Source organism: Rhodococcus sp. WY5, from assembly GCF_018588185.1.
GTDB classification, from domain to species: domain Bacteria; phylum Actinomycetota; class Actinomycetes; order Mycobacteriales; family Mycobacteriaceae; genus Rhodococcus_F; species Rhodococcus_F qingshengii.
Genome location: NZ_JAAMPR010000001.1, coordinates 2,047,897 through 2,071,638, shown reverse-complemented (window position 1 = coordinate 2,071,638; position 23,742 = coordinate 2,047,897). Strand labels below are relative to the sequence as shown.

At 62.5% G+C, this 23,742-nt stretch carries 20 protein-coding genes; 4 read left to right on the top strand and 16 right to left on the bottom strand.

Annotation, left to right across the window (positions count from 1 at the left end; all coding sequences use genetic code 11):
- Positions 1-124 precede the first annotated feature (124 nt).
- Positions 125-1,069 (top strand): LysR family transcriptional regulator, encoded by a 945-nt coding sequence (locus tag G4D79_RS09600; protein ID WP_099698097.1) that lies wholly within the window; start codon positions 125-127, stop codon positions 1,067-1,069.
- On the opposite strand, the gene G4D79_RS09595 is transcribed toward G4D79_RS09600, so the two are convergent.
- The gene (locus tag G4D79_RS09595; RefSeq protein WP_030537198.1) at positions 1,003-1,893 is read right to left on the bottom strand and encodes a LysR family transcriptional regulator; all 891 of its coding nucleotides are present in this window, start codon (positions 1,891-1,893) and stop codon (positions 1,003-1,005) included. The two genes, G4D79_RS09600 and G4D79_RS09595, sit on opposite strands and share 67 nt — an antisense overlap.
- A 182-nt stretch (positions 1,894-2,075) precedes the next feature.
- On the opposite strand from G4D79_RS09595, the gene G4D79_RS09590 reads away from it, so the two are divergent.
- Complete coding sequence (locus G4D79_RS09590; RefSeq protein ID WP_007729525.1) at positions 2,076-3,746, top strand: chitobiase/beta-hexosaminidase C-terminal domain-containing protein; 1,671 nt, start codon at positions 2,076-2,078, stop codon at positions 3,744-3,746.
- 50 nt (positions 3,747-3,796) lie between these two features.
- On the opposite strand, the gene G4D79_RS09585 is transcribed toward G4D79_RS09590, so the two are convergent.
- Complete coding sequence (locus G4D79_RS09585) at positions 3,797-4,987, bottom strand: acyl-CoA dehydrogenase family protein (protein ID WP_007729528.1); 1,191 nt, start codon at positions 4,985-4,987, stop codon at positions 3,797-3,799.
- A 310-nt stretch (positions 4,988-5,297) separates the two neighbouring features.
- Between G4D79_RS09585 and G4D79_RS09580 the strand changes: the two genes are divergently transcribed.
- Entirely contained in the window at positions 5,298-6,518 is a 1,221-nt protein-coding gene (locus tag G4D79_RS09580) for an acetyl-CoA C-acetyltransferase (protein ID WP_007729531.1), read from the top strand.
- A gap of 5 nt (positions 6,519-6,523) precedes the next feature.
- Here G4D79_RS09580 and G4D79_RS09575 read toward each other — a convergent pair whose 3' ends face one another.
- From G4D79_RS09575 to G4D79_RS09555, 5 genes are all read right to left on the bottom strand, one after another.
- Positions 6,524-7,720 (bottom strand): CaiB/BaiF CoA-transferase family protein, encoded by a 1,197-nt coding sequence (locus tag G4D79_RS09575; protein WP_099698098.1) that lies wholly within the window; start codon positions 7,718-7,720, stop codon positions 6,524-6,526.
- A gap of 72 nt (positions 7,721-7,792) precedes the next feature.
- On the bottom strand, positions 7,793-8,533 hold the full coding sequence (fabG, locus tag G4D79_RS09570) for a 3-oxoacyl-ACP reductase FabG (protein WP_003940214.1): 741 nt from the start codon (positions 8,531-8,533) through the stop codon (positions 7,793-7,795).
- 42 nt (positions 8,534-8,575) lie between these two features.
- A complete protein-coding gene (locus G4D79_RS09565; protein ID WP_007729538.1) occupies positions 8,576-9,742 on the bottom strand; it encodes an acyl-CoA dehydrogenase family protein in 1,167 nt (388 codons plus the stop codon).
- 120 nt (positions 9,743-9,862) lie between these two features.
- Positions 9,863-11,383, bottom strand: coding sequence for an acyl-CoA synthetase (locus G4D79_RS09560; RefSeq protein ID WP_099698099.1), 1,521 nt, complete (start codon positions 11,381-11,383; stop codon positions 9,863-9,865).
- A 45-nt stretch (positions 11,384-11,428) separates the two neighbouring features.
- The gene (locus tag G4D79_RS09555) at positions 11,429-12,226 is read right to left on the bottom strand and encodes an enoyl-CoA hydratase (RefSeq protein ID WP_003939812.1); all 798 of its coding nucleotides are present in this window, start codon (positions 12,224-12,226) and stop codon (positions 11,429-11,431) included.
- A 109-nt stretch (positions 12,227-12,335) separates the two neighbouring features.
- On the opposite strand from G4D79_RS09555, the gene G4D79_RS09550 reads away from it, so the two are divergent.
- Complete coding sequence (locus tag G4D79_RS09550; protein ID WP_007729546.1) at positions 12,336-13,766, top strand: coniferyl aldehyde dehydrogenase; 1,431 nt, start codon at positions 12,336-12,338, stop codon at positions 13,764-13,766.
- 36 nt (positions 13,767-13,802) lie between these two features.
- Here the strand turns inward: G4D79_RS09550 and G4D79_RS09545 are convergent, their stop codons facing one another.
- The 9 genes from G4D79_RS09545 to G4D79_RS09505 all read right to left on the bottom strand — a co-directional run bounded on the left by G4D79_RS09545 (position 13,803) and on the right by G4D79_RS09505 (position 23,700).
- Positions 13,803-15,725 (bottom strand): SEC-C domain-containing protein, encoded by a 1,923-nt coding sequence (locus tag G4D79_RS09545; RefSeq protein ID WP_235867869.1) that lies wholly within the window; start codon positions 15,723-15,725, stop codon positions 13,803-13,805.
- A 35-nt stretch (positions 15,726-15,760) separates the two neighbouring features.
- Positions 15,761-17,653 (bottom strand): SEC-C domain-containing protein, encoded by a 1,893-nt coding sequence (locus G4D79_RS09540; protein ID WP_099698100.1) that lies wholly within the window; start codon positions 17,651-17,653, stop codon positions 15,761-15,763.
- An 18-nt stretch (positions 17,654-17,671) separates the two neighbouring features.
- On the bottom strand, positions 17,672-18,265 hold the full coding sequence (locus tag G4D79_RS09535) for a GAP family protein (RefSeq protein WP_235867871.1): 594 nt from the start codon (positions 18,263-18,265) through the stop codon (positions 17,672-17,674).
- Between the two features lie 123 nt (positions 18,266-18,388).
- Positions 18,389-19,942 carry an acetolactate synthase large subunit gene (locus G4D79_RS09530; protein WP_042448668.1) on the bottom strand — a complete coding sequence of 518 codons (1,554 nt, stop codon included), beginning with the start codon at positions 19,940-19,942 and terminating at the stop codon, positions 18,389-18,391.
- A 150-nt stretch (positions 19,943-20,092) separates the two neighbouring features.
- On the bottom strand, positions 20,093-21,667 hold the full coding sequence (locus G4D79_RS09525; RefSeq protein ID WP_099698101.1) for a polyamine aminopropyltransferase: 1,575 nt from the start codon (positions 21,665-21,667) through the stop codon (positions 20,093-20,095).
- The gene (locus G4D79_RS09520; RefSeq protein ID WP_042448576.1) at positions 21,667-22,170 is read right to left on the bottom strand and encodes a DUF350 domain-containing protein; all 504 of its coding nucleotides are present in this window, start codon (positions 22,168-22,170) and stop codon (positions 21,667-21,669) included. The genes G4D79_RS09525 and G4D79_RS09520 overlap by 1 nt, the downstream gene beginning before the upstream one ends.
- Entirely contained in the window at positions 22,167-22,544 is a 378-nt protein-coding gene (locus G4D79_RS09515) for a DUF4247 domain-containing protein (protein ID WP_099698123.1), read from the bottom strand. The genes G4D79_RS09520 and G4D79_RS09515 overlap by 4 nt, the downstream gene beginning before the upstream one ends.
- A gap of 26 nt (positions 22,545-22,570) precedes the next feature.
- A complete protein-coding gene (locus tag G4D79_RS09510) occupies positions 22,571-23,071 on the bottom strand; it encodes a DUF2617 family protein (protein ID WP_099698102.1) in 501 nt (166 codons plus the stop codon).
- Complete coding sequence (locus tag G4D79_RS09505; RefSeq protein WP_050654601.1) at positions 23,068-23,700, bottom strand: DUF4178 domain-containing protein; 633 nt, start codon at positions 23,698-23,700, stop codon at positions 23,068-23,070. Before G4D79_RS09505 ends, G4D79_RS09510 begins: the two co-directional genes overlap by 4 nt.
- Positions 23,701-23,742 lie beyond the last annotated feature (42 nt).

The following is a 23,742-nucleotide window of genomic DNA, read 5'->3' as shown; positions in this document are numbered from 1 at the left end:
CGACCATCGCTATGGCCTGCGCCACAAAGACGAGAAGGCGCACAGAGCCATAGCTCAGACCTATGTCCGCAGGTCGCAGCAAGTCACCGCCGCCAAGGCTCCGTCATCTGGGAGAATTCGTCAGATGCAGGCACCCGGGATGGACATACGCAGCGCGCAGTATCTCGTCGCGGTCGTCGATCACGGCAGCGTCACTGCCGCCGCGGACGTCCTGCGTATCTCGCAACCGTCCCTCTCGCAGGCCGTGCGCAACCTCGAACGAGCTCTCGGAGCCACACTCTTCGAGCGCACCACTCGCGGTCTGGCTCCCACCACGGTCGGACTGGCAGTTGCCGATTCTGCCCGTACGTTGCTCGCCGACGTTGCTCGGGCCGAGGCCGCGGTGGCTGCGGTAACCGCTTTGCGCGCCGGGGAACTCGCCGTAGCGGTTCAGTCCGATCTCGCCATCGACCCTGTTGCAGAGGTCGCCGGACGCCTCCATCTGACGGCACCCGGAATTCGGTTCTCCACGAACGCCTCCGCCAACGCACAGGACGTGCGCGCGCTCGTCAGAGCAGGTACGTGTGAACTCGGGTTTCTCGAGACCCACCCGGGTACCGAAGTCTCCGACGGGCTTCGAGAAATTGCCGTGAGCACCCAGGAAACGGTCTTGTCGATCCCCATTCGCCTGGCCACAGACCTCCCCGATCCGGTTCCGCGCACCGTGGTCGCGCGCCTGCCGATGGTGGTCGAGGCATCCGCAGTTCGGCGCGGGCACTCGATCGACGACGATCTGGAACTCACCGACGTCGTCGTGGAAGTGCCAGATCGCCTTGCTGTCCGGGAAATGGTCGGGCAAGGTGTAGGCGCCGCGCTGCTGCCCAGATCGATCGCCGAACAAGACTCACCGGCATCTGAGGTTCGCTCGCTTTTCCCACCGATCACCCGGCAGACGATCTTGGTCTACCGCGACGGACCGCTCTCACCGGCCGGGTCTGCGTACATCGAGAACATCTCCCCACGTCACAAGCCCTCCACGAACAGCCTGCCCAACGGCGAGAGCGTCTCCGGATCGAACTCGACGCCGTAATTCAGTGAGATCGCTGGCTCCACCGGAAATATCTCCGCGCCGGACGCGACCGACCTCTCGGCCAACGAACGCTCCATGAATGCCATGCCCAAACCAGCAAAGACGAACGCGCCGACGGTCTCCCGCTGCGCCAACTCCGTCGACATCCGAGTCCGGGCCCCGGCGGCCTGCAGAGACGACTCGATGGCAAGCCGAGCCCGCGAGTGTTTGAGCACACCCACCACGGGGAGATCGGGCAATGCCGTCAATGACACCGGCTCTCCCGCAGCGGGTTTCACACCATTCGGCCAGACGTCGGGATGAACCCCCGACGGCACTGCCAGCCAGTACTCGTTCACCCCCAACACTTTCGTGGACAGCGCCGACATGTCGGGTGGCCAATAGCTGAAGACCACCTCGCACGCGCCGTCTGCCAACACCTGCTCAGACGTTGCACCCTGCGGCAACTCACCGACCCGAACGGTCACAGCAGGCCACCGCTCACGAAAGTCTGCCACGATGCGTGCGATCGGACCTTCGAGACCATGTGCCGCGGAGCAGATGTCGAGCCGGCCACGAGGCTCGTCGGCCGTACCGATCGCGACGTCGAACGCGGCCGCGCTGCTGCGAGTCATCTGCCTCGCCGGCCCTACCAACGCCCGACCTGCTGCCGTCAGCACCAAACCGCGACCGACACGGTGAAACAGTTCGACTCCGAGTTCGCGCTCGAGGCCACGAATACCCTGCGACAGCGACGGCTTGGTGACCGACAGATTCTGCGCAGCCGTCGACAAGGACTCACCACCGGCAACGGCAAGGAAGTACTCGATCTGACGTAGGTCCACTCCATCGACTTTGCCATAAACGCAGACAGGTATACCGGTACCAAGCACTGCAGGGTGTTCACACACGCTTCATTAATCGGACATTCAGGACACACCTTCTTCTACCCGGCGCCACCTACCGTAATTGGTCCAGACCAATTACGGATAGGTCTGAACCACCGCGTCGAAGACAAGGAATCCTCGTGAGACGTACGACCATCGCGATAGCAGCCGTGACCGCGGCTCTCGCCGTTCCCGGCATCGCCCCCGCCGAATCCCACGCCGAACCCGGCTGGGGCAGTTCGTCCTTCGAATGGGGCAGCTCTTCGGGCGAGAACAACACGCCGCCCGCAGCGCCCGGCGTCAGCGTCCCCGGCGGACGGTACGAGCACCCCGTCGACCTGACCTTCACCGCCGAGCGCGGCGCCACCGTCCGCTACACCGTGGACGGAACGACACCCACCACCGACAGCCAAGCTGCCACGCCGGGACGTCCGCTGCACATCGCACAGGACACCAACGTCACTGTCGCAGCTTTCCGCGGCGATCACGCGAGCGCGGCCGTCTCGTTCGGCTACCTGATCAAGACCTCGGAAAAGCCGCTGGCTCAGGTCGTCGTGATGTCCGACGTCCACGTCGGCGATCACGCGAACAACGACAAGAAGTACGAAAGCTTCTTCGACACAATCGGTTCCATCTTCCCGAAACCCGACGCCATCCTCTCCAATGGGGACATGATCAACGACAACGGAGACGGCAAGGGGCCCGACCACAAGATCGTCGCAGAAATCTTCCAGGCAAACCTCGCCCGGAAGGGCATGAACGACACACAACTCCTGATCTCCAACGGCAATCACGATGCAAGTCTCGCGGCGATCAGAGCCGGATACCCGGCGGAGTGGTTCCCGGATTCCGGTGGCGGATACTACGAATCCGACGTCAATGGTGTCCATCTCTTCACGGTCAACACCGAAACCTACAACAATGATTCAGCGCAACGCAATTGGCTGAAGTCCCGCCTGACCGAAATCACCGCGGAGTCCGGGAACCTGACCAAGCCGATCCTGGTCCAGGGACACCGGCCGGCAAGCAACACAGCCATGGACGGCCAGCAGGCGTCGAACCCTCGATTGACCGAAGACCTGAGTGCCTTCCCTCAGGCAATCTTCTTCTCCGGGCACTCACATCTGAACAACAACGACGACCGGTCGATCCATCAGCGTGACTTCACGTCGGTCAACGACGGCTCGATGTCGTACATCGAAATCGATCACGGCTACCAGATGGTGACCGAGTCCGGTCTCGCGAACCGTTTCGAATCACCCACTGCCCAAGCGCTCTTCGTCGAGGTCTACCAGGACCGCACGGAAATCAACCGAATCAACATGGCGGCAGACAAGCACGACATCTACGCCGGTGGCGCGTGGTCAGCCAACTGGCAGCCGCCGTACTCGAGCGCGGGCACGCTGAGCGGTTCGGGGTGGACGGTCGAACTCGACGGGTCGACCAACCAGCAGATCAAGGACAACTTCCGCTACACCTCGGGCGCACGGAACACGCACGCGCCGGAGTTCACCTCGAGCACTCCGCTCTCGGTGACGACCGGCGAAAACGGTGCGACCGCACTGAGGATCGCGCAGGCCAAGGACGATCAGATGGTGCACCACTACGCCGTCGAGGTCACGGACACAGCCACCGGAGCGAAGGTGGTCTCGTCGAAGGTGCTCTCGGACTTCTACTTCATGCCGCGGCCGAACAGCCTCGACATTCCGATTCCCGATGCCGCAGCGGGCACCGCATACGAAGCCCGCGTCGAAGCCGTTGACGCATACGGCAACCGGTCACCGGTGACAACCCTGGCCTTCACCCGCTGACCCGACACGACAAAGCGGCACCGCGCATATTCGCGGTGCCGCTTCTCGGCTCAGTTGTACGTGCGAAGCAGGCCCTTGCTGATGATCTGCTTCTGGATGTCGCTGGTGCCTTCACCGATCAGAAGGAACGGCGCCTCACGCATCAACCGCTCGATCTCGTATTCCTTGGAATAGCCGTATCCGCCGTGGATACGGAAGCTGTCCTGGGTGACCTCCGAGCAGAATTCACTCGCCAGATACTTCGCCATACCCGCGGCGACATCGTTGCGCTCACCCGAGTCCTTGAGCCTGGCAGCGTTGACCATCATCAGATGTGCCGCTTCGACTTTGGTGCCCATCTCGGCGATCCGGAACGCGATGGCCTGATGCTCGGCGATCGGCTTGCCGAAAGTCTCGCGTTGCTTGGCGTAGGTGACAGCCAGTTCGAAAGCGCGCTGGGCAATTCCGCAGGCACGCGCGGCGACGTTGACCCGGCCGACCTCGACGCCGTCCATCATGTGCCGAAATCCCGAGCCAGGGGTGCCACCGAGAACCTCCTCGGCTCCGATCTCGAAACCGTCGAAGATCATCTCCGTGGTGTCGATTCCCTTGTACCCCATCTTCTCGAGCTTGCCCGGAATGGTCAGGCCCGGGAGTACCTCGCCGAAACCTGCGGGTTTCTCGATCAATATCGTCGTCAGATTGTTGTGCGGCTTCTCCGCGCCCTCGTCCGTCTTGACCAGGACTGCCACCAAGGTCGAGGAACCCCCGTTGGTCAGCCACATCTTCTGGCCGGTGATCACGTAATCGCCGGAGTCCGTCCGCTTCGCCTTGGTCGATATGGCAGCAACATCGGAACCGAGGGCAGGCTCCGACATGGAAAATGCACCGGTGAGTTCCCCGGAAGCCAAACGCGGCAGGTACTTCGCCTTCTGTTCCGGCGTCCCGTGCGCCGAAATCATGTGAGCCACGATGAAATGCGTGTTGATGACACCGGACACGCTCATCCATCCACGGGCCAATTCTTCGACGCACAGCGCGTAGGTGAGCAATGATTCGCCGATACCCCCGTACTCGGGGTCGATGGTCAGTCCGAACAGACCCATGTCCTTCATCTGCTTGACGATGTCGGTCGGGTACGTATCCGAGTGTTCGAGTTCCTGCGCCGCGGGGATGACCACACGATCGACGAACTCGCGTACCGCCCCGACGATATCGGTCTGAGTTTCGGTCAATCCCGCCGTCTGCGCCAAACGAGTCACTGTTCCACCTGTCAGTCGGTACTTCGTGCCCTCCCGGTCGACGAAATTGATTCGACTCCAGGAACTTTCATCCCGCCGCGACGTGTGTGCGGCAGAGACGCTGTATCCATTCAATCCCCGAAGGGTATATGTGTCAAAGTCGATTTCGCATACGAACCGTATGGCGGAAACTATGTCCGAACAGGTCGTTCCTGCTGTTGACAACCGCGTCACGCGTGCTGGATATTCGAGAGGCCAGGTCGCGACGGGCCCTTCGATCGGCCCGTTCACGCGACGCATTCCCCACCTCTCCTCGAGACAGGCGCATTCCATGCACGACGCAGTCATCTGTGAACCCGTTCGCACCCCGGTGGGCGGATTCGGCGGAGTCTTCAAGGACGTTCCCGTCACCACTCTCGCCGGCACTGTTGTGCGTGGCCTCGTCGAACGAACCGGCATTGCGTCCACCGATGTCGACGACGTCATCTTCGGTCAGGGTTACGCCAACGGAGAGGCCGCGGCCATCGGGCGAATCGCGGCACTCGACGCCGGTCTGGACGTGTCTGTTCCCGGAATACAACTCGATCGCCGTTGCGGTTCGGGATTGCAGGCGATCATCTACGCCGCGATGCAGGTACAGACCGGGATGAGTGATCTGGTCATCGCCGGCGGCGCCGAGAGCATGAGCGGAACCGAGTTCTACTCCACCGACATGCGTTGGGGCACAAAGCGCCCTTCCGTCGAGTTCCACGACCGATTGGCCAAACCGCGCACGAACTCCGGCGGAGTCAACTTTCCGGTGGAAGGCGGCATGATCGAGACCGCCGAGAACTTGCGCCGGGAGTACTCGATCACCCGCGACGAGCAGGACCGATACGCGGTGCGATCGCACGAACGGGCCGTTCACGCCCAAGACAGTGGGTACTTCGACGACGAGACGATTCCCGTTTCGGTGCCCGGACGCCGTGGTGAGCAGACAGTCGTCACCCAAGACGAGCATCCGCGCCGAGGGATACAACTGTCCGATCTTGCTGCACTGCGCCCCATTCGAGGTCGCGTCGACCCTGAAGCAACAGTCACCGCCGGAAACGCCTGCGGCCAGAACGACGCCGGAGCCGCGGCCATCGTCACCACTGCGGCCAACGCCGAACGGCTGGGCCTGCGGCCGTTCGCGAAACTGGTCAGCTGGGGTGTGGCCGGTGTGGAGCCGAACCGGATGGGCATCGGACCGGTGCCTGCCGTGGCGAAGGCTCTCTCCCGTGTCGATCTGTCGCTGGACGACATCGACCTCATCGAAGTCAACGAGGCCTTCGCCGCACAGGTTCTCGCGTGCGCCAAGGCTTGGGGATTGAGCGCGCAGGACATCGAGGAGCGCTTCAACGTCAACGGTTCCGGGATCTCGCTCGGACATCCCGTCGGCGCTACCGGTGGGCGGATCCTCGCCAATCTGCTGCGCGAACTCGACCGGCGCCAGGCACGGTACGGGATCGAGACCATGTGTATCGGTGGCGGACAAGGGATTGCCGCGGTGTTCGAGAACCTGCGACGCTAGAAGCGTTAACCGATCGATCCGTCGCGGCGAAGTTCCGCGATCCGGTCGCCCGTAAGTCCCAACTCGGCCAGCAGAGAATCCGTCTGCTGGCCGAGTGCTGGAACGTCACCCATGCGCATTTCGACATCCGAATACGTCATCGGAGGCAGCACGGCATCGATCGGACCGTTCTCGGTGCCCACGGACCGCCACCTGGCACGCTTCTCCAGCTGCGGATGTTCCAGCAGACCGGCCATGTCGTTGAGTGCCGCGGCCGGAACACCAGCGGCGGCCAGACGCTGATCCAGATCTGTCGTCGAGTACAGACGCGTCAGAGAGCCCACCAATTCGTCTACCTCGCCACGGTTTTCGACGCGCACGATGTTGGTGCGGTAACGCGGATGATCGACCAGATCCTCTCGCTCGAACACGTCCACCATCAGCGCTCGCCATCCACGATCGTTCTGGACGCCGATCAGGATTTCGCCGTCGGCCGTGGGATACGAATCGTAGGGAACGATCGCGGCATGGCCGAGACCGACACGTGGAATCTGCTTGTCCGCATACATTTTCATGTACATCGGATGGCCCAGCCACTCGACGGTGGAATCGAACATCGAGACCTCGACGAGCGCTCCCTTGCCCGTTCGCTCTCTACGGAACAGGGCGCTCAGAATCGAAGTCAGCGCGTACATTCCTGCCGCGATGTCGGAGACCGGGATGCCGGTCTTGGTGGCCGTCTCCGGTGTGCCTGTCACGGAGATCATTCCGGTCTCGGCTTGGACCAACATGTCGTAGGCCTTGCGCTCGCGCCGCGGGCCGGCACTGCCGTAGCCGGACATGTCGATCACGATGAGCCGTGGGTATTTATCGCGCAGTTCCTCCGCGCCGAACCCCAGTCTCGCGGCTGCGTCGGGAGCCAGGTTCTGCAGGAACACATCGGCTCGCGCGACCAGATCGAGAAGGATCTGCCGGCCGGGGTCCGACTTCACGTCGACGGCGATCGATTCCTTGGAACGGTTGAGCCACACGAAGTGTGATGCCTGACCGTGAACCGCCTGGTCGTAGTGACGCGCGAAGTCACCCTCGCCGACGCGTTCTATCTTGATCACCCGCGCACCCATGTCCGCGAGATGCCTGGTGGCGAGCGGTGCCGCCACCGCCTGTTCGAGTGCAACTACGGTGATTCCGTCGAGCGGAAGATCCGAGTTCGGCTGTCCCATGTCAGTAGTCACCCCAGAAGTTTTACACCCAGAATTCTCACACTCTGAATTCTTGCACTCGAACAGGACGGATCAGATGTGGCGGCCGCCGGTGATCTCGAGAACCGTGCCGGTCATGTAGCTCGAGAGGTCGCTCGCGAGGAACAGCACAACCGAAGCAACTTCCGAAGGCTCGGCTGCGCGCCCCATCGGAATCTCGGCAAGCTTCTCGTTCCAGATCCGTTCGGGCATCGCCTCGGTCATCGCCGTGCGGACCAGTCCGGGCTGAACGGCGTTGACGCGAACGTTCTTGAACGCGACCTCTTTTGCCGCGGCCTTCGTCAGACCGACGATGCCGGCCTTCGCGGCCGAGTAGTTGGTCTGCCCGAGCATGCCCACCTTGCCGGAGATCGACGAGATGTTCACGATCGCGCCCGTCTCACGCTCGCGCATGCGGGCGGCGGCAGCGCGTGTTCCGTTCCAGGCGCCCTTGAGGTGAACGGCGATCACGTCGTCGAAGTCCTGCTCGGTCATCTTCCGCATCGTGGCGTCGCGCGTCATGCCGGCGTTGTTGACCATGACATCGACTGGACCGAAAGCGCTTTCGGCCAGATCGAGCATGGCCTCGACCTGTCCGGAGTCACGCACGTCGCAGGAAGCGAAACGGGCGACCGACTCTCCACCGAGTTCGGCGACCGCAGCCGTTCCGACGGTTTCGTTGATGTCGCCGAGAACGACGGTCGCGCCTTCCTTGATGAAGGTGCGCGCAATTTCGAGCCCGATGCCCTGGGCTCCGCCGGTCACTACCGCAACCTTGCCGTCCAACAATCCCATGTCCACTCCGTTCGTGAGGTTAAAGCTCGTCTGGAAAATGTGTCAGCGTTGGTTTTGCTTTTTCGCTTGCGCCACGAGCCCACCACCGAGAATCAGACGCTGGATCTCGCTGGTTCCCTCGTACAGGCGCAACAGGCGAACTTCACGGTAGATGCGTTCGACCGGAACACCGCGCATGTACCCGTTGCCCCCGTGGATCTGCACGGCGAGATCTGCGACCTTGCCCACCATCTCGGTGCAGAAAAGCTTTGCCGCCGAAGGCCCGAGACGGCGATCCTCACCGCTGACGTACCGCGCGGCCACCTCGCGCACCATCGCGCGCCCTGCCATCACACCGGCTTGCTGGTCTGCCAGCATCGCTTGAACCAGCTGGAAGTCGCCGATCGCGGTGCCGCCCTGTTCCGTGACCACGGAGAACGCGACAGATTCGTCGAGCGCTCGCTGTGCTGCTCCCACCGAGAGCGCCGCGATATGGACTCGTCCGCGCGCGAGAGACGTCATCGCTGCGCGGTATCCGGTGTCCTGGTCGCCACCGACGAGGGCCGACTCGGGAACTCGGACGTTGTCGAAGGTGACCTCGGAGGTCCAAGCACCTTCCTGACCCATCTTCTTGTCCTTGGGACCGACCGTGACACCTGGCGTGTCAGCCGGAACCAGGAACACTGCAATTCCCGGACCATCGGAATCCGCCGGGCGAGTGCGCGCGAACACCACGAACAGCTGTGCCAGTGGAGCATTGGTGATGAACCGCTTGTTGCCGTCGATCACCCAGTCGGATCCGTCCAGCACTGCCTTGGTCCGAAGGCCGGCCGGGTTGGAGCCCGCGCCGGGTTCGGTGAGAGCAAAGGAAGCCACGACATCACCGGAGGCGATGCGCTCGAGCCACTGAGCCTTCTGCTCGTCGGTACCGAAGCCGACCAGCACCTGTCCGGCAATTCCGTTGTTGGTACCGAACATCGAACGCAGCGCCAGAGACGTGTAGCCGAATTCCATTGCCAGTTCGACGTCTTGGGTGAGGTCGAGTCCGAGCCCACCCCATTCCTGAGGGATCGCGTAACCGAAGAGCCCGATAGCTGCGGCCTTCTTGCGTATGTCCTCAGGAATGGCGTCGGTGTCGGCTATCTCCTGCTCACGCGGAACTACTTCCTTACGGATGAACTCCCGCGCAGTCGCCAAGATATCTGCGAAGTCATCTGCGTCGACCTGCATTCCCACCACTCACCTTGCTGTTTCCGAAGTCCATGCCGTCCCCCGAAGTCAATACCGTGAGGCAATCGGAGTCAAAGACCTGAAAACGAACCGAAGGTAAGGCAGAACCTATAGCAAGCTTCAGACGGTGCGCAGTTCCCGCTTCATTAGCTTGCCGCTCTGGTTGCGCGGAAGCTCGGCCACGAAACGGACATGCTTGGGCACCTTGAACGGAGCGATTCGCTCCTTGACGTGGGCAATCAACGCCTCGGGCGTCAACTCGTCGTTGCCGTCCTTGAGCACGACGATCGCGGTGACGGCCTCGATCCACTTCTCGTCGGGCGTACCGATCACGGCAACTTCTGCCACGGCGGGGTGCGTGTAGACCGCATCTTCGACCTCGCGTGACGCCACCAGGATGCCGCCGGTGTTGATGACGTCCTTGATCCGGTCGACGACCGTGATGAAACCTTCTTCGTCCCGCACGACCAGATCGCCCGAATGGAACCAGCCGTCACGGAAGGCCTCGGCGGTGGCTTCCGGATTCTCCCAGTAGCCGTTGCACAGCTGCGGTGAGCGGTAGAGAACCTCGCCGGACTCACCGTCGGCGACATCGTTTCCGTCGGCGTCGACGACGCGGGTTTCGACGAAGAACACCGCGCGACCACAGGAAGACGGGCGATCAGCATGCTCGCTGGGCTGGAGAACTGTTGCCAGTGGGCCGATTTCGGACTGGCCGAAGCAGTTGTAGAAACCGATGTCCGGGTAGCGCTCGCGCAGACGATTGAGCACGGTGACCGGCATGATCGAGGCGCCGTACTGCGCCTTCTTCAGCGACGACAGATCGCGGGTCTCGAGGTCCGGATGGTTGGCCAGCGGTACCCACACGGTCGGCGCCAGGAACAGCGATCCGATCTTTTCGGCTTCGACACGGCGCAGGATTTCCGGGATGTCCGGCGCCTGCATCAGACTGACCGTCGCGCCGACGGACAGGTACGGCAGCATGAAGACGTGCATGCCCGCGGAGTGGTACATCGGCATGCAGATCAGCGGGTTGTCGTTCTTGTCGAGGCCGAGCGCGATCACCGAGGACACGTACTCGTGAACCAGTGCACCGTGAGACATCATGGCGCCCTTGGGCTTCGAGGTGGTGCCCGAGGTGTACAGGAGTTGCGCCAGATCGGTCGACGTCGCACGCGGTTCGAAGACCGGCACCTCGCCTGCCTCACCGATCGTGACGACGGACAGTTCCGCGTCCCGCAGTGCGATCACGTGATCGAGATCGAGGTCGGAGCGTACCGAGTCGAGCGTCGGCGCCAATGCCGGATCCACCAACACCGCGCGGGCGCCTGACTGCGCCACGAGGTACCGGAGTTCCTCCCCCTTCAGTGCGTAATTGACCGGAACATGCACCAAACCTGCTCGTGCACAGGCAAGAAATCCGATTGCATAGGCGTCGGAGTTGGTTCCGTATGCCGCGACGCGGTCGCCGTGTTCGAGCCCCAGACCGAGCAAGTAGGCGGCGACCCGCGTCACCGCGTCGTCGAGTTCGCGGTAGGTGCGAGTGCGATCTTCGAAGACGACGGCTACACGGTCGGGGTACTTGGCTGCCGAGCGCCGAAGCACTCCGTCGACAGTGTTGGTGCGTGGATCCAGGCTCATGCGCCTCAGGTTATAGGACGTCCAACTAAACCGGAAGAGCGATCGTTACTTATTGCGCCATTCGGGCTTTCGCTTGTCCACAAAGGCCTGCATACCTTCCTGAGCGTCGCAGGTCACGGCATTGGTTGCCATAGTTTCCGCCATCGCCTCGTACGCCTGCGCTTGCGGCAGATCGATCTGGCGATAGAACGCCTGCTTACCGATCTTCACCGTCAAGGGGCTGGCCGTCGTGATCTTGGCGGCCAGTTCGCGCACCTCTCGGTCCAGGTCTTCGGGCGCGACGACGAAGTTCACCAGACCCCAGTCCGCAGCGGTGTCGGCGTCGATCGTCTGCCCGGTGAGCAACATCTGCATCGAGCGCTTGCGCCCTACTGCCCTGCTCAGCGCCACCATGGGCGTCGAGCAGAACAGTCCGATCTTGACGCCCGGCGTGCCGAAGACAGCATTCGACGCAGCAACAACCAGATCACACGACGCGGCCAGTTGGCAGCCCGCCGCGATAGCCGGGCCCTGTACTGCGGCAATCACCGGCTGCGGAATCCGCTGTACGGTCTCCATCATCTCGGTACAGCCGTCGAAGATCGCCCGCTCGTCCTCGAGGGTTCTCCCGATCATCTCCGTCAGATCGTGTCCGGCGGAGAACACCGGGCCTTCGGCGCGCACGATCACGACCCGCACGCGCTCGTCTACAGACAATTCGACAAGGGCAGCCGTCACCTCACGCATGGTCTCCGCCGAGAGCGGATTGCGCCGCGCCGGCCGATCGAGCGTCAGGAAACCGAGTCCCACCGATTCCTCTACGGAAATCTTCACTGCAGTGTCTTCTACCTGTGTCTGCGACATGTGTTCTCTCTACCAATCGAATCCGTCCCGGTCAACGAGACGAAAAGGACATCCACTCGCACCGCGTCGATACGGTCCGGTCAATACTTCGCCACTACGAGGAGTGCCCATGAGCACCGATGCCGCCGTCACCACTGATCTCGAAGAGATTCTGCGCGCTCAGCAGGAAGCAACTCGAGCCGCTGGTCTTCCGTCCGCGCAGACACGACGCGAGCGCATTCAACGCGTCGTCGATCTCCTGGTGGCAAACCACAAGGATCTGACCGAGGCGATCAACGAAGACTTCGGCGGCCGAATCCCGGCCTACTCGGTGATGAATGACGTTCTCGGGTCGATGGTTTCACTCAAGCACGTTCGTGATTCGCTCGAAGAGTGGATGATTCGCTCACCGAGAGCTACCGGAGCGATGCAGGACCAGTTGGGTGCCACTGCGTACGTGTCGTACCAGCCGAAGGGTTCGATCGGCATCATCGGAACCTGGAATGCTCCCCTGTTCACTCTCCTGAGCCCGCTCGCCTGCGCCCTCGGAGCAGGAAATCGCGCCGTTCTCAAACCGTCGGAGATCGTGCCCAATACTGCGGCCGTCCTGGCCGAGGCGGCTCGTCGAACTCTCGACCCCGTGGAGGTCGCGGTGGTGACCGGCGGCCCGGAAGTCGCTGATCTGCTGACGTCGCTGCCTTTCGACCACCTCGTCTTCACCGGCAGCACGACCGTCGGAAAGCTGGTCATGGCCAATGCTGCGAAGAACCTGGTGCCGGTTACCCTCGAACTCGGCGGCAAGTCACCGAGCGTCTTGAGCCGCAGTGCCGATATCAGCTCTGCTGCTTCGCGTTTGGCTATCGCGAAGTCCACCAACGCCGGTCAACTCTGTGTCTCTCCCGATCTGATCTACGTTCCGCGCGAGAACACGGAAGCATTCATCGACGCGTTCACCGACCAGTTCACGGGACTGTTTCCCACGATCGCCGACAACAAAGACATGGTCTCGATAGTCAGCGATCGTCACCTCGCACGCATCGAGGGGTACATCGCGGACGCCGAAGAACGTGGGGCACGGATCATCACCGTTCCCGACGAAGAACTCTCCGCAGACACTCGTCGTCGCCCACTGCGAATCGTGGTCGACCCTCCGACCGACGCGCAGATCATGAAGGAGGAGATCTTCGGGCCGGCCGTCGTCGTCTTGCCGTACGACCAACTCGACAACGTCGTCGCCGACATCAATTCACGACCGAAACCGTTGGCGCTGTACTACTTCGGAACCGATCTGGACGAAAAGGAATCCGTACTCGAACGCACCGTCTCGGGCGGCGTCACCATCAACGACGCGATGTCTCACCCCGGGCTGAGCGACGCACCCTTCGGCGGCGTCGGGGCTTCGGGCATCGGGCACTACCACGGCCGTGAGGGTTTCCTCGAGTTCAGTCACGCGCGAACGGTATTCGAAGCAGCGCAGCATGACCCACGCGGTGAATGGGGAATGCTCCCGCCGTACGGTGAGGGTTTCGAGCAGATGATGTTGGCTCAGGTCACGCCCTGAGGCCTCCGGCCCCGTGCGCCTTTTTGGTAGTGCACGCTACCGGAAAGGCGCACCGGCAAGGCCGCGACTGAGGAACTCCACCAGCTGACCCGGCTCGGTGTCCTCGGACTCGATCAGTTGGATCAACTCCTTCTTGTCTTCTACCGCAAGCGGTTCGATGCCACCGAACGTGCGCATCGTGGACCCGGCCGGAAGAACACGAGCACACACGAGTGTGCCTGGCTCGAGGTTCAGCGAGCCCCACTCGTCCGTGACCTTCACCAGATGCCCGTTGCGGACGTCGCTGAGGGTCACCAACTGTCCCGGCTCCGTCGAGGCGACCTTGTACACCGAGCGCGGAATCGACAACCACTGATCGGCCAGTTCGCGTTCGTCGGCAGGCAGCAGTTCTCCGCGGCGCTCGACAAAAGCTGCGAAAATACCCGCATCGAACAAGGCAGCGTCGACGGCCAAACCACCTTCGACGGCCAGCGTCAGTGCTTCTTCGCTGTTGAACTGCTCGGCACGGATGAGCGCAAGATCGAACACGGCGTCGAAGTACTCCGGCGTGCGCGAGAACAACTGAGCCTTGACGTAGAGCCAGCTGGCCCGGTCGTCGAACGTCACCTCGGACTTACCGAGATGGCAAACCTTGAACTTTCGACCGGAACCGCACCAGCACTTGTCATTTCGTCCGAGTTCGGGATGCTCGGCCGGGGCGTAGCGCTGAAGAACCTCGTGCAGAACCTCGGACTCGCCACCCTCGATTCGGCCCAGCAAAGCCAGCGCGCGCGTCACATCGCTTCGATCGGCGGCCAGTAGCGCCAGATCGAAGATCGCGGGAGTCCAGTCGGGATCGAGATCGTGCGCTGATTCGTACGACGCCTCAGCGGCCAGGATCTTGCCGAGACGATCCGAAGCCTTGCCCGCCAGCCAGTGCGCTGCCGGCTTGACACGACGCGACCCTTTTTCGGCGAGAGCAGTTGCAACAGAATGCAATACGGAATCATGATCGTCGAGTTCGGACAACAGCTCCAACGCTGCCGCAGCCGCGGGCGGCTCGGCGAGGCCTGCGAAGGCCTGCGGATCCTCCTTGATCTGCTTGCGCGCCCAGTCCGAGACATCGTCGACGCCTTCGGCTTTCGCGGCCATGACCACATCGACGAAGGCGATCACCGACGCGGCTTCTTCGGGGTGCAGATTCTCGCGGACCTCGAGCATGCGGGCCCGGTTCGCCAGGTGGTATGCCTCGAAATCGAATCCGTCGACCGCAACGTAGTCACCGTCGCGGACGTAACCTGACGCCTCGAGCATCTCGCCCAGCGGGGCGGTCGGCTGACGGAACAGCGACGGCTCGTCGAGCATCAACTGCCAGACAATGGCATCGAGGGTGTCAGCACCGATGTCGGCAAGGACCGTCGCCAGGTGCTCGCCGAATCCGGGTGCGGGATCCAGTACCTCGGGGATGGTGCAGAGCGTCAGCTCACGGTCAGCGACGAACAATCCGATCAAGTCACCTGCCGAGCACTCGGCAAGGGTGTCGGTGTCGAGTAGAAAGCCTTCGTCGTGTGGGAACTCCGGATCTTCGATCCCACGATCAGCCAACAGGTCGTCGTCTATCCCGCGGTGCACGACGCTGATGCCATGAATCTCGTCGTCGTCACGATCGAGGAACACCCGCAGCATCATCAGATCGGGGTTCGCGTCGAGAACGCCGGACTTTATTTCGGCTTCGGTGAGCCGATGGGTCAGCACTCGATGCTCGAACAACGTGTCGAGTGCGGCGTACCGCTCCTCACTCAAGTAGCCGAGCAACGGGTCCTCGACGTACTCGACAAATTCGGCCATGTCCTCGGCTGTACCGTGCCCGGCGTCAGCCAACAGGGTGCCCCAGTCCGCCGCTGTCTGCGGGCCGTGCTCACGCAACAACTCCATCGCGGCTTCGGCGATCAAGTCATTGGCATCCATCGGTTCGTTCACCTATCCAACTTTAACGGGGTCGACTCGATACATCGTCACCGGTCATCGGTCGAGTGATCGGCGCCTCCGCGCAACTCGCGCACCAGTTCTTCGGCCTCGAGATCTTCTGAAGCGAGAACCTCGAGTACCCTCGCGGCCTGCGATTCCGTAGCCATGACCACAACACCCACCGCAAACGCGCCAGTGGGGGCCGTCAGGACCCGAGCACTGATCACATCACCTGGCTCGCCTTCGACCGAGTGAGCAACCGTGACGGTCTCCTTGGACCCACGATCGAGCAGCACGACGCCGGTGTCGGACGTTTCGATCACCTCGTACACCGACCTCCGGATTCCGAGCCACTGTGCGGCTGTCACAACTTCCGCCTCCGGAAGTAGTTCGCTGCGTCTGGCCAAGAATTCGGCAAAGATTCCACCCTCGAACAGAGCGACGTCCAGTGCCGAGCCGTCGAAGATCGTGGCCGCGATCAGTTCGTCCTCGGAGAGATTTTCGTTTTCGAGATCGTCGAGCCCGGTCACGATGTCGACGAATTCGGAGGCGAACGCAAACAGGCATGCCTTCTTGTACAGCCACCGACCGTCCGCCTTGACGGATTCATCGGCTTTTCCGAGGTGGCAAACCTTGTACTTGCGGCCGGAACCGCACCAACACTTGTCGTTTCGACCGAGTTCCGGGTGATCGGATGGCACGAAGTCCTGCAGAACGGCGTAGAGATTCTCTTCGGTTCCGCCGTCGATCCGCCCGAGCAGTGACAGCGCCCGGGTCGCGTCGCCCCGGTCCGACGCGAACTGAGCCAGCTCGAACAAAGCCGGACCCCAACCGGATTCGGCAAGGAGCGCTTTCTCGTAGTGCGCCTCCGCTTCGAGGACGCGCCCCAGCCGATCGACAGCCTTACCGGCGAGCCAATGAGCCGCCGCCCGCACCGACCGTGGCCCTCGCTCAGCCAGTTCGGAGGCAAGCGCTTCGAGGATTGCGTCGGTCACCGGGTCCTGATTCCGAAATCCGAGATCGAACACGGCCACTGCAGCACCCGGATCTGCCAGTGAGACAAAAGAGTCCGGAGCAGCGCTCACATGACGGTGGGCCCAGTCCGCGATATCGAAGTCGGCGATGACCGCGTCGGTGTATCCGCGGTCCGCCAGATCGACAAACGCAACGGCAGAGACTGCCTCGTCGTGGGTCAGGTCGTAGGTACTGGCCACCAAGGCTGTCCGAATCTGCAGGTCGTAGGCGTCGAAGTCGAATCCCCGCCGAGCCAGTAGCTCACGCTCGTGCTCGTAACCTGCCACCTCGAAGATCTCACCCAGCGGCGCAACAGGAACCGTGAAGAGTGACGGATCCTCGATCAGGAGTTGCCAGCACACAGAATCCAGGGCCTCGACTCCGTCCTCCTCGAAGAGTTCGCCGAGCGCCGGAGCAAGATCGGGTTCGTCCTCGATCTCGACCAGACGAAACGCAAGTGTTCCGTCTTCGACAGCCAAGCCGACGAGATCACCGTCGGCGCACTCGACGAGGGTTCCGGCCGGAAGTACCACAACTCGTCGACTCCGGAAGGGAGCAGCTCCGCGTTCGGAGGCTGCTTCTTCCGCCAGGGCCACCCGGATCGCCCCGTCGTCGTCGCCGAATGCCAAGATCGGTTCCAGGTCGGGGCTCGCGTCAAGGATGTCCGACGCAATTTCGACTTCGCTGAGCCGGTGAGTGAACACGAGCCCTTCGAGGACCGTGTCGAGAGCGACGTACTTTCCGTTGGGCAGGTACCCGAGCATCGGTTCGGACAGGTACTCGAGTACATCGGCCAACTCGGTCGCAGTTCCGTACTCCTCGAGATGGGTCGCCCACTCTTCGAGACTCAGCGGGCCTTGCTCGCGCAGAACAGCCAAAGCAGCGGAGGCAATGGAACCGGCAGCGTCGTCGTCGAAATCAGTCACCCGCCAATGGTAGGCGACCTATTGCAGCCCACTGAGCCCCTCGCCCAGCACGGTCGCACCGAGGATCGTCAGGATGACCGTCATCATCACCGCGTTGTTGGCGGTCATCCATGCCTTCGCGGACGCGAGGATCTCGTCGGCACGCTTGCCGGAGAACACCTTCACCAGGATCGGCGACGCGATGCCGACGCTCGCGATGACCGTGAAGATCACCGCGGCAACAATCTGTTGGGCAACGACATTCGTGGCGACCGCGATAGTGGCCGCACCGGATACCGCCAGCGCTGCATTCTTGGGATTGACCGCCGCGGACAAGAACGCCAACCCGAACGCCTTCCGCGGAGTCAACCCGTCGACGCTCTTCATCCACTTCGGAACTGTCGGCTCACTCCCGTTTCGCGGACGCGCGCGCCACTGCTTGTATGCCAAGCCGAACAGGACAAGACCCAACACGATTCGTACGACACTCGACCACACCGAAGTCTGCGACGACTGCGACTCCGCGAACGAGTAGTCCGCGATCACGATGGTCGCTGCAACGACTGCCGAGATTCCGAGGACCCACCCGAGTAGAAAAGATGCCGCCCCTCGATGTGCTCCAGCGGTGATCATGACGAGCACGATCACCGCCATGGGCATCGAGACGAAAAGCAGGCCGGAAGAGACAAACCGATCGCAGCTAGCACCGAAAACCTCCAGTTGAATGCACGATCGACGATCGATTCGAGGTCGAAATCACGACGTCGGAGGCAGCATGACCTCGATGAGATGCGGGCCGGGTTCCGCCAGCGCTGCGGCAAACTGTTCGGCCAACTCCTCCGCTGTGTTCGCCCGCGACGCGGGCACTCCCAACCCCTCGGAGATCTTGACGTAGTCCATGTTCGGAGATGACAGATCCAGCATCGACTGTGCGACGACGCCGCCACCTTCTGCGCCGACTCGTTGCAGTTCGCCACGCAGGATGGCGTATGCGCGATTGTTGAGCAGAATCGTCGTGACGTTCAACATCTCTCGCGCCTGCGTCCACAACGCCGTGATGGTGTACATCGCGCTTCCGTCGGCTTCGAGATTGATCACCGGTCGCTCCGGCGCTGCCACAGCGGCGCCCGTCGCCACCGGGATGCCCTGGCCGATGGCACCTCCGGTGAGCGTGAGCACGTCGTGGCGCGGCGCTCCGGCAAGGGCAATCGGGATCGCCCAACCGGAAGTCGCCGCCTCGTCGGAGATGATGGCGTCGCCTGGCAGCAGGGCGCCGATCACGTCGGCCCAATTTCGAACGTCCAGAGGCCCGCTCGGCAGCGCCGGCCGATTCGCTTCCTGCAAAACAGGTTCGACTCCCGGTGCCACGAGTTCGGCCACTGCCTCCAGTGCACCGGCAACATCGTCGCCGACGCTTGCCAGCGTTGTCACCGCAGCACCCTCCGGTGCCAGATCGCTCGGTTTTCCGGGATACGCAAAGAACGAGACCGGCGAAACCGCTCCGGCCAGAACCAGCTGAGTTGTTCCGCGAAGTTGTTCGGTGGCGTGCTCGGCGAAGTATCCCAAGCGCTCGAATGACGGTAGCCCCGCACCTCGTTGAAGCCTGGCTGGAAAAGTCTCGATCAGAATCTGTGCACCGGTCGCGACCGCAATTCGGGAAGCGGCGCGCAGCCCAGCTTCGGAACAGGCTGCGCCGCCCAGCAGTAGCGTGGCGCGACCCTCGGCATTGAGCGCGCCCACCACCGAGTCGATCTGTGTTGCAGAAACTTCCGCCCGCCCCGGTATGTCCCGAGGACCCGCAAGAACTCCACCTTCGCCCCACGAGACGTCGGCAGGGAGGACAAGTGTGGCAATGCGTCCGGGCGGATTCATCGAGGCGGCAACGGCGTCGGCCGCGTCGCTACCGACGGTCGCGGTGGATTCGGAACGTCGACTCCACCCCTCCAACCATTCGGTCAGCGCATCGATGTTCGATTCGAGAGGAGCGTCGAAACCGTGGTGGTAGGTCGCGTGGTCCCCGACGATGTTCACGATCGGTGTGTGGGCGCGGCGCGCGTTGTGAAGGTTCGCCAGTCCGTTCGCCATACCGGGGCCCAGATGGAGCAGCGTCGCGGCAGGCTTTCCGGCGATCCGTGCGTAGCCGTCCGCGGCACCGGTCACGGCGCCCTCGAACAAGCCGAGTACCGCCCGCATCTGCGGAACGGAATCGAGTGCGGCGACAAAATGCATCTCGGACGTTCCTGGATTGCCGAAGCACACCTCGACGCCCGAGTCGACCAGGCTTTGGATGAGCGACTGTGCACCGTTCATTTCGATCACCTCTTCTTCATGAAAAGCTGCGAATGCTTCCTGCGCTTCATCGTGAGCAACCGAACTCCCGGTGCGTGCTCCTCGATCCGAACAGTCATCCGTACCTCCGTCGTGGCCGAGAGTCTCGATTCAAGCTACTCGGTCGGGAGTTCAGCGTTCGTAGCCCTTGCGCATATCGTCGACGATGCGTGGCCGGTCGAGCGTCGAGGGTTCCAACTCCCGCCTCGGGCGATCGCGAGGAAACACCGAGGCCGACGCCAGCGTCGGCTCGTCGAGGAACCGCAGGTTCGGCACATCAGCGGGCAGACGAAGCTCGGGCGGCGTGGAACCTCTTTGCGCGAGCACATATCCCCAGTCACCGAAGCTCGGCACGAAAACGTGATAGGGCGAGACGCTCAGTCCGACAGCCGATACCGTCGACACCGTTCTCCAGTACGCATCCGGTGTCGAGTACGGGCTGCCGGACTGGACGACCATCAGCCCGCCCGGATTCATCGCGGCAGCGGCAAGTCCGTAGAACTCCATCGAATACAAGCGGCCAAGTGCGGGGGTGTCAGGATCCGGGAGGTCGACGATCACCGCATCGAAACCCGGTTCCGGACGCTCTCGCAGCCACCGAAACGCGTCGTCGAGTACGACGTCCACCCGTGGATCCTCGAGCGCTCCCTCGTTCAGATCACGAAGACGCGTGTTGGCCAACTCGATGACTGCCGGATCAAGTTCCACTTGAACGATCTGCTCGACGCTGCTCATTCGCAGCACTTCCCGTGCAGCGAGGCCGTCACCGCCGCCCAGAATCAGCACGCGCCGGGGGTCGTTCACCAGGGCCGGATACACCAGCGACTCCGTGTACCGATGCTCGTCGACACTGGAGAACTGCAGGTCTCCGTCGAGGAACAGGCGCACGTCGTTCCCCCGCTCGGTGACGACGATTTCCTGGTACACCGATCGCTCGGCGGCCACCACGGGATCGGTGTAGAGCCGCTGCCTCGACGTGGTCTCGATGTCCGAGGCCGCGATCAGCAACCATCCGATCAAACTTGCTGCCAACAGCATTGCGACGACGGCGATCGATCGTGCGCGCAGGCTGAGCTGCCACCGAAGGAGTATCAGCGCGACCACTGCCGCAGCCACGAGATTGATCATGCCGGTGAGTGCGGCACCGCGAATCATTCCTGCCCACGGCAACAGTACGAACGGCCACAGCAGACCACCGATCAATGCGCCGAGGTAGTCGGCGGCATTGAGGTTGGCCAGTACCTTTCCGGTGCTCTGTGCGTCGTTGTCGCTGCGACCGGACTGCAAGAGCGTCATCAGCAGAGGCACTTCGGCACCGACGAGGATGCCGATCAGCGCGGTCGCCGCCACCAGAACTGCTGCGCTGGAACCGAAGAACGTGAAGGTCACGTACAGCGTGACGGCACTGAATCCGCCGATCAGCCCGAGCAGTATCTCGACCGTCACGAACGAAACGGCAGCGTGTCCCAGCAGAGGTTTGGCGGCCAGCGCTCCGATACCCAGAGCCGCAACAAATCCCGCGACGATCAACGACGTCTGGGTGATGCCGCCGCCGGTCAGACTCACGCTGAGTGTCAACAGGGCCAGCTCGTAGATCAGGCCACACGCAGCGCACGCCGCAACAGCCGCAAGGAGAAGGACGCGTGCGCGCGGGCCGAGCATCGTCGAACGCTCGTCAACTGTCACATCGGGATCAGCGGCAACCATCAGGTGAGCGCTGCGGCGTTCACCAAACCGATGGACAGCAAGCTCACACCCACAGCCCACGCGGCGCCACACATCTTCGGATCCTGCACCAGCGCAACCAACTTGCCGGGAAGGAATGCGTTCATCAATCGCAGCGCGATCGCTTGCAACACGATCGCGAACAGTCCGTACACCGCGGAGTCGGCGAGTCCCTGAGCAAAGCCGTCCGAACTGGTCAGGATTGCCGTCACCACGATGATCGCCAGCGCAAGATGATTGGAGGCCAACAGAATCGCAGCGTTCGGGTTCTTGTCGACGTAAACCTGGTGGCGGAGATTTCCGGGTGTCATGAGGTCGAGGACCAGGAATCCCGTCGCCAGAACCGCTGCACCGACGACGAAGTAGGCGAGGGTGCCGAGAACGCCCCCGACGAGCAATGCCGGATCCACCGTTCCGATCTCGACGGAAGTGGATGCAAAGATGTTCGTCACGCCGTTCTCCTTCTCATTGAGCATTACCGTCATTTGGCACTACCCGAGCCGCCGCTGCCACTGCTTCCACCCGCCGGGGATCCCGGGTTGAAGCCCGGTCCCAGGTACGCGTATCCGCCGCTGCGATACGTGCCGTCGATGTCCTCTACCTTGATGGTGCTGCCACCGCCCGAAGCCGAACTGACAGTGACGATGTCGTCGTCGTAGCGCAGGTATTCGTTGCCGCCGTCAGCACTTCGCGCCGCTGGTTCGTCCGCGTCGACAATCCGTGAGACGGTCGTGCCCACTGGATCTTTCGACGAGTACAACACGACGTCGCCATCCTGGGACGTCTTGGAATAGTTGTCCGCGATGAAGTCTTTGGCTCCACCACCGCACGCCGACACCATAATTGCGGCCGCCACCATCACCGGAGCAAACCACGTCCGCCCCCTCACGGGCGCCACCTACTGCGCGTCTTCACGATCACTCCTGTCCCCTCCCCCGGGTACAAATGCCAACTCTGCCAACTCCACCCCTGGCGGTCTCGCACGCCACACAACGCGGTCAACGCTGTGTCGTCGCCGGGAAAGGATCCGCAGATCCAACCGTCCTGGCCGGCGGACTCTCTCAACGATGCAGCTTCCGAATCGAATTCGACTCGGTCCAGGATCAGCGAGGAAGACTCGAACCGGTAGTTTTGCGTGGACTCCACTGCGGGCAGTGGTTCACCGCCGACTGCAAGAGCATCGCACGAAACCTGTTCGGTCAGTTTCTTTCCCGACGCCCAGGCCGTCACCACGTGCGAAGCCCCCAGCACTCCGAGTGTCAGCGTCGCGTCGGAAGTTCCGATCACCAACTCGACGAGGGTCGGTGGCGCAGGAGCTCCCAGTACCAACCCCAGTGCCGAGGCATCCACGTCGGTCGGCTCCACGTCGAGTAGATACAGGCTCATTCCGGGGGGCCCGAGTGGATGACAGTGAGTTCGCTGCGAGTGACCGCCCGTCCCGTGGAAACCTCCCACGACTGTCCGCGCGCCCACTTCTCGAATGCAATCAGGCCGGTCTTGTCGGCGGTCGCATAGTCCGCGTATTCCATCGAGCCGGAAGGGGCCGTACCCGTAGTACCCTCGGCCGTGAACTTCGCCGTTCCACTTTCGATCTTGCGGTGAACCTTGTCGTCGAGAATGACGTCGCCGTTCGGGACCAGGTTGGTTCCTTCTCGACGCATCCAGAGAGTCATCTCCAATTCGCCCTCGTCGTCCTCGACCGTCAGCCAACGACGACCGGTCGAACCGTCGAGAAGGTGCTCACGCCAGATGTACCCCTCTTCGTCGAGCGTGATGGTCCCTCGAACAACATGGTCGATACCCGCGTACGTGATGATGTCGCCGACCCCGATCTTGTGGGGGTCGTACACCTCGGGATAGTCGGCGAGCGGGTCGACGCGAGCATTCGGCTTGCCCTGGCGTCCACGCAGGACCACAAACACGACGGCAGCGATCACTACGAGTATCAGGACAACTATCAGCACGTTGGTCAACGGTTTCTCCGAAATCGTCTCGGCAGGGTTGCCGCGGGCCATACCCTACCGATCCGTTCTCAGCCTTTTCGGATGAGACTGCCG

Coding starts and splice junctions, on each gene's coding strand:
- G4D79_RS09550 (WP_007729546.1), top strand. CDS start 12,336: ATGAGCACCGATGCCGCCGTCACCACTGATCTCGAAGAGATTCTGCGC.
- G4D79_RS09520 (WP_042448576.1), bottom strand. CDS start 22,170: ATGACGGTAATGCTCAATGAGAAGGAGAACGGCGTGACGAACATCTTT.
- G4D79_RS09560 (WP_099698099.1), bottom strand. CDS start 11,383: ATGAGCCTGGATCCACGCACCAACACTGTCGACGGAGTGCTTCGGCGC.
- G4D79_RS09580 (WP_007729531.1), top strand. CDS start 5,298: ATGCACGACGCAGTCATCTGTGAACCCGTTCGCACCCCGGTGGGCGGA.
- fabG (WP_003940214.1), bottom strand. CDS start 8,533: ATGGGATTGTTGGACGGCAAGGTTGCGGTAGTGACCGGCGGAGCCCAG.
- G4D79_RS09515 (WP_099698123.1), bottom strand. CDS start 22,544: ATGGTGGCGGCCGCAATTATGGTGTCGGCGTGCGGTGGTGGAGCCAAA.
- G4D79_RS09565 (WP_007729538.1), bottom strand. CDS start 9,742: ATGCAGGTCGACGCAGATGACTTCGCAGATATCTTGGCGACTGCGCGG.
- G4D79_RS09510 (WP_099698102.1), bottom strand. CDS start 23,071: ATGAGCCTGTATCTACTCGACGTGGAGCCGACCGACGTGGATGCCTCG.
- G4D79_RS09555 (WP_003939812.1), bottom strand. CDS start 12,226: ATGTCGCAGACACAGGTAGAAGACACTGCAGTGAAGATTTCCGTAGAG.
- G4D79_RS09535 (WP_235867871.1), bottom strand. CDS start 18,265: ATGATCACCGCTGGAGCACATCGAGGGGCGGCATCTTTTCTACTCGGG.
- G4D79_RS09600 (WP_099698097.1), top strand. CDS start 125: ATGCAGGCACCCGGGATGGACATACGCAGCGCGCAGTATCTCGTCGCG.
- G4D79_RS09575 (WP_099698098.1), bottom strand. CDS start 7,720: ATGGGACAGCCGAACTCGGATCTTCCGCTCGACGGAATCACCGTAGTT.
- G4D79_RS09525 (WP_099698101.1), bottom strand. CDS start 21,667: ATGGTTGCCGCTGATCCCGATGTGACAGTTGACGAGCGTTCGACGATG.
- G4D79_RS09505 (WP_050654601.1), bottom strand. CDS start 23,700: ATGGCCCGCGGCAACCCTGCCGAGACGATTTCGGAGAAACCGTTGACC.
- G4D79_RS09530 (WP_042448668.1), bottom strand. CDS start 19,942: ATGAACGGTGCACAGTCGCTCATCCAAAGCCTGGTCGACTCGGGCGTC.